General features: G+C 67.3%; 1 protein-coding gene. It reads left to right on the top strand.

Features of this window, described 5'->3' with window-relative positions; all coding sequences use genetic code 11:
- Window positions 1-129 precede the first annotated feature (129 nt).
- Window positions 130-1,152 (top strand): IS256 family transposase (locus ACPZVR_RS25405; RefSeq protein ID WP_436702482.1); only part of this gene is annotated, 1,023 nt, incomplete at its 3' end.

The following is a 1,152-nucleotide window of genomic DNA, read 5'->3' as shown; positions in this document are numbered from 1 at the left end:
GTTGAGTCCCCGATAGTGGTGTAGCGCGGTCGCCGAGATCGTCACCGGCGTGTACGTCGGACGAAGACGCGGCCACCGCGTGATCCTTCGAGTGAACCTCTCACAGCACTCTCGAATGGAGTCATCACGATGACCGCTGCCCACATTGTCGACCCTGCACGCCTGCTCGGCGAAGCCCTCGCCGAGGCGAGTCCCGATCTGATGCGCTCGCTGTTGCAGACGATGATCAACGCCCTGCTCTCGGCTGACGCCGACGCTGTGGTTGGCGCCGAGTACGGCCGCCCGACATTAGGCCGGACAGCACAGCGCAACGGCTACCGTCACCGCGACCTGGACACCCGGGTCGGGACGATTGATGTCGCGATCCCCAAGCTCCGCAAGGGCACCTACTTCCCCGAGTGGCTCCTCGAGCGGCGCAAGCGCGCCGAGACCGCGCTGATCACTGTGGTCGCCGACTGCTACCTCGCTGGTGTCAGCACCCGGCGGATGGACAAGCTCGTCAAGACCCTGGGTATCGACTCGCTGTCGAAGTCGCAGGTCTCGCGGATGGCAGCAGAGCTCGACGAGCACGTCGAGCAGTTCCGCCACCGCCCACTCGACGCGGCAGGTCCGTTCACGTTCGTGGCAGCCGACGCGCTCACGATGAAGGTCCGCGAAGGCGGCCGGGTCATCAACGCCGTCGTCCTGCTCGCCACCGGCGTCAACGGCGACGGCCACCGCGAGGTTCTCGGCATGCGCGTCGCCACCAGCGAAACAGGCGCGGCGTGGAACGAGTTCTTCGCCGATCTGGTAGCCCGCGGCCTGGCCGGCGTTCGACTCGTCACAAGCGACGCCCACGCCGGTCTGGTCGAAGCGATCGCAGCGAACTTGCCCGGCGCGGCCTGGCAGCGCTGCCGCACCCACTACGCCGCGAACCTGATGAGCGTGACACCGAAGTCGATGTGGCCGGCCGTCAAGGCGATGCTGCACAGCGTCTACGACCAGCCCGACGCGCCGGCCGTGCACGCCCAGTTCGACCGGCTGCTGGACTACGTCGACCAGAAGCTGCCCGAGGTCCACGCCCACCTCGACGCAGCTCGCGCGGACATCCTGGCCTTCACCGCCTTCCCCAAAGACGTGTGGACCCAGATCTGGTCCAACAACCCCGCCGAG

This window comes from Nocardioides segetis, from assembly GCF_051390595.1.
In the GTDB taxonomy this organism is placed as follows: domain Bacteria; phylum Actinomycetota; class Actinomycetes; order Propionibacteriales; family Nocardioidaceae; genus Nocardioides.
Note: the sequence above shows the minus strand (reverse complement) of the source record. Positions and strands in the feature narration are given on the sequence as shown.